The organism is Bradyrhizobium sp. 2TAF36, from assembly GCF_052114925.1.
Classification (GTDB): domain Bacteria; phylum Pseudomonadota; class Alphaproteobacteria; order Rhizobiales; family Xanthobacteraceae; genus Bradyrhizobium; species Bradyrhizobium barranii.
The window spans coordinates 1-4,234 of sequence record NZ_JBFRFR010000199.1 but is presented as its reverse complement, the minus strand read 5'-3'; the positions used below and the strand labels follow the sequence as shown (position 1 = coordinate 4,234).

The 4,234-nt window shown below is 57.2% G+C and carries 4 protein-coding genes; 1 reads left to right on the top strand and 3 read right to left on the bottom strand.

Annotation, left to right across the window (positions count from 1 at the left end; translation table 11 throughout):
* Positions 1-258 precede the first annotated feature (258 nt).
* Complete coding sequence (locus AB4Z51_RS44495) at positions 259-1,833, bottom strand: winged helix-turn-helix domain-containing tetratricopeptide repeat protein (RefSeq protein ID WP_085399438.1); 1,575 nt, start codon at positions 1,831-1,833, stop codon at positions 259-261.
* A 158-nt stretch (positions 1,834-1,991) separates the two neighbouring features.
* On the opposite strand from AB4Z51_RS44495, the gene AB4Z51_RS44490 reads away from it, so the two are divergent.
* Positions 1,992-2,234, top strand: a complete 243-nt coding sequence (locus AB4Z51_RS44490) for a DUF1127 domain-containing protein (protein ID WP_085399443.1) — start codon at positions 1,992-1,994, stop codon at positions 2,232-2,234.
* A gap of 222 nt (positions 2,235-2,456) precedes the next feature.
* Here the strand turns inward: AB4Z51_RS44490 and AB4Z51_RS44485 are convergent, their stop codons facing one another.
* Together AB4Z51_RS44485 and AB4Z51_RS44480 are read right to left on the bottom strand one after the other, a co-directional pair.
* A complete protein-coding gene (locus AB4Z51_RS44485; RefSeq protein ID WP_063984452.1) occupies positions 2,457-3,884 on the bottom strand; it encodes a DUF1254 domain-containing protein in 1,428 nt (475 codons plus the stop codon).
* Between the two features lie 128 nt (positions 3,885-4,012).
* Positions 4,013-4,234 (bottom strand): hypothetical protein (locus AB4Z51_RS44480; protein WP_441499726.1); only part of this gene is annotated, 222 nt, incomplete at its 5' end.

Below are 4,234 nucleotides of genomic sequence, written 5' to 3'. Positions count from 1 at the left end.
GTCTACCCAATCCTCCAGACATTCCGGCAAGAGCGTCAGCTGGGATCTGTCCGCGCCTTCAACGAAGCGTCCCATCCACATCCCCCATCAGGAAACGGAGGAATCGTAACCGACTCGTGGCTTTTCACACAGCCAGGGTCACAAGCCGAAATCAGCATTGAGCAACGCCACGTCTGCGAAGGGCCACAAGCCGACATTGCATACTGCGCCGTTGATGGGAATTGGAATGAGACCAGTATTTCCCGGCAACCGCAGCACTCATGGGGGGAGACCCATGATGGGGCAAGCTCGCGCTATCCTTTCGAGGTGTTCCGGCCTGTAAAATCGAGCGAGCTTTGGAACGAGTGTGGAGACGCGCAGAGCCGGCCTCGCTTCCACCAGGCGTGCACCGATCATCCGGGCTTCCTCGACCCTTCCAGACATCGCGTGGCATGCCGCCAGAATAAATTGTGCGTTGAGATAGTTGGGCCGGTGCAGCACAGCCGACTTGGCCCATGATGACCCGTCCTCGTATCGATCCGTCAAGAAATGCGCAAACGCTATGCCGGTCTGCAGCAGAAAAAGAAACGGATCCATGGGGCTTAAACGCCCCCCGGCGTGGAACTGCTTGAGCGCCGCCTCTATGTCACCGCGCCGTATGTGTTCCCAGCCGATCGTATACCGTGCGACAGCCAAGTTCGGGTTAAGCTCATGCGCTCGGGAGACGAGGGCCACGCCATCGTCCATCTCGTATAATACGGCGCCAATTGCCTGCCCGGCTCTCACGAGTACGGTTGGATCATCCTTATCGAGCTCGATCGCACGCCTTGCCAACCGTCGGGTGTCGTTCAGTTCCTGATCCGCGTCGATCGTCCAGCCGAAGATCTTTCGTTGCAGATAGCAATAAGCACCAAGCGCGTATGCTGAGGCCAATCCGGGATCGATCTCGACAGCAAGCCGGATCAGTCTGAGGGCTTCAATGTTTTGTTCGCGGGTGAATTCATAGAAGCTCGAGAGTGCACGCAGATAGTAGTCGTAGGCCTGAAGATTTTCAGTTGGCTTGCGTTTTGCGCGCTCTATCTCGGCGCGCTCCAATTGAGGAAAGAGCGCGCTAATCACGCTACTCGTCACTTGGTCCTGCAGATCGAAGATATCTTTGAGCTGGCTGTCGAACCGGTCCGCCCAAAGATGAGCACCCGTCGTGGCCTCGATCAACTGCCCGGCAATGCGAACTCGATCGCCGGATTTGCGCACACTGCCTTCGAGCACATACCGAACGCCCAGCTCGCGCCCGACCTGCCTGATGTCGATAGCCTTGCCTTTGTAGGTAAAAGTGGACTGTCGCGCGATGACGAACAGCGATTTGGACCGTGAAAGGCCGGTGATGATGTCCTCGACCATGCCGTCGGCGAAATACTCCTGCTCTGGATCGGAGCTCAGGTTGGTGAATGGCAGAACGGCCAGCGACGGTTTATCGGGAAGTGGGAGGGCGGGTTTAGCCGTCTCCCTCTGGATTTCTGTGACCGCCACAGTGGGGGCGCCGTCAGCCTCCTGCACCTTACCGATAAAGCGATAGCCCTTCCTTGGCAGCGTCTTGATCAACCGCTGTTTCTCCCCGGAATCGCCAATTGCGGACCGAGCGGCATTCAGGCGGGTCGTCAGCGCGGCATCCGACACGCACCGCCCCTTCCAAATGGCTGTGATGAGCTCATCCTTGCAAACCACGCGCTCGCGGTTGCGGATGAGGTAGTCCAGAAAGTCAAAGGTCTGTGGCGCCAGGGCAACGACGCTTGTGTCGCGGTACAGCTCGCGGCGGCCGGAATCCAGTTCGTAGTCTTCGAAGAGATAGCGCAAGACGCGAAATCCCTTGGACGGTCTCCGGTCAGGCCCGGCAACACTTGGAAAACAAAGAATAAGCTGTCCGTAAGGAAAATGTAAGCAGCAGATCAAGCGTGCCGGGCCGGATTTTGGCAGCATGCCAGGGTGGAAACACGGTGCCCGAGGATACTGCGATGAGCATGATTTATCAGACAACGGGCTTGGTCCAGACGGCAGACTCCCAGCGACGCAATGTCAGCGTTTTCAAGAATTGCTGGAACGCTTTTCAAGAGTGGCGGAAATGGGAGCGGCTGCGGCGCGATCTTTGCCACCTAAGTGATCAGGAGCTGAAGGATATCGGGATTACGTATGGCGAGATCGACTACGTGGCCTCGAACCGACATACTGACCCGCGAGGCATACGATCGGTCGGATGACGTCGACCTCCGGGAGCGGTGGACGGTCCGTTGGAAATTGGTCGACGCGAGCCGCTTGGCGGCCCAGATACTGGCTTGCGCTTAGGGTCAAAGGCCGACACCGCGCCAACGCCCCAACACGCCAGCTTGGGGTCACAAGCCGAAATCAGCATCGAGCAACGCCACGTCTGCGAAGGGCCACAAGCGGACCTTGGCCAGCATCACTCGATCACCTCAGATTGCTTAGTTGGCTGCGCGCACAACGGCCGGTGGCTGCCATGAGCCCCCACCGGCCGGCAGGATCGAAGGCGCCGTTGTCTTCGGCCAATATAAACGCATCACGAGGTAGATTTCGTCATTCGGCGCCGGCAACCAATTGGATTCCTTGTCGACGCCGGGCGAATCTTTTTGGATATACAACGTGAGAGAGCCGTCGGCATTCTTCTTCATGTCCGGCAGCATCGGCGAGTTGATCAGGTAGCGGTTGATCGGATTCTCGATCAGCAATTGGCTCTTGCCATCATACATCGTCACCGACCAGAAAGCCTCTACCGGCGGGAATTGTCCGGCGGAAAAAGTGATTGTGTACTTGTACTTGGAACCATCGAGCACCTCGCCATCAGCAAGCGCCTTCGTCATTGGATAGACGGCCTCGATTGCGTCGTTGCCATAGATGCCGCCCTTGGCTGCGGCAGCGCGCTTCAGCCAGTCGCCGCTGTAGAATTGCCGGTCTCCGAACAGCGATCCGATTTTCCAGCCATTTACGTCTTTCTGTCCACTAGCAAGATACTTTTCAACTTTCTCTTCGCCGTCCTTCATCCCCAGCCCGATTTCAATCTTGTGGGTCAGCGGAAGATCCTTGAAGTCGAAGGTCTTTCCGGGGCCGACGCCGATGCGCGTGAGCTTGGCGCGGATTTCCTTTTCCTCCGGCCCGGCCGGCGCAAATTGGAGAGCGAAGTCGAGATACTCGAAGAAGTTCTTCTTCACCAACTCCGCATTAGCCTTGGGAAAGTCGACGGCCGCTGCGGCGGGGGGCGCGGGCTGCTTGAGATAGGCCGACAGGGGCTGCACCTTATAGCCGGCCTGGACCTTCTCAACGTTCGGCATATCTGCCGGATGGAAGAGCTGGGTGCGGTAGGCGGCGGCGGAAAATTGTGTCGAGGAGCGAAACATCTTCTTGATGCCAGGCGGAGTGGCACCCTGCCAGTTCGGCCCAACCACCATATAATCTCCGGCCTCGCTTCCGGTCGCGCGGCTACCGATATAGCCGTAATTGAACGTGTTGCCGTCGCAAAGCATCACTGAATAGTAGCGACTCTTGTCAACAGCCGGCACGGAAAGAACGATCGGCTCGGCGCGCAGATCGAGCCATAACAGCGAATAGGGCGTGTCGCTATTGGGAGTTATTACGGCCGTGTCTTTGTATGTATAGACACGCGCCTCGTTTTTGATCTGGTTGAACGGCGCCTTGAATTGCCCAGAGTTCCTGTCGACGGCATATTCGTACATGACGGCGTAGTTCATCACGATCGGCAGCCCGTAGATGAAGCCTTCCTCGGCGATGGCCTTGGCCTCGCGGATGTCAGGCCATTCCGCCTGCGACACACTTGGCGTCAGTGCGAATATCGAGCCCGTCAGAGCGGCGGCCAATACACTTGATCGAATGTTCATGTGAACCACCCACGCGCGAAAGGGCGCCAAATAGACACCCGGGAAGCTGGGTCATCATTTCACGAAATAGTCTCAGCGGACTACGGAAAAACGAACAGCTTGCAGCTGTCAGGCCAAATCGCGCTGAACTACAATCGAAATCCGATTTCATGAGCATTTTCCAATACGTTGATGCTCATTCGTTCGGAAAATGTCCGCTTCGGGTCGATTTTGTTGAAAAAGTCTTCGGTTGCGTGAGCTGACATTCGCTGATTCAGTCGTTGCAAGAGGGCTGAATCATGATGGGACATCAGCGAGTTGGGCAGGCCGCATTGTTCTATGAGTTTTCGCTCGAGCGGCACGTTCCGGCC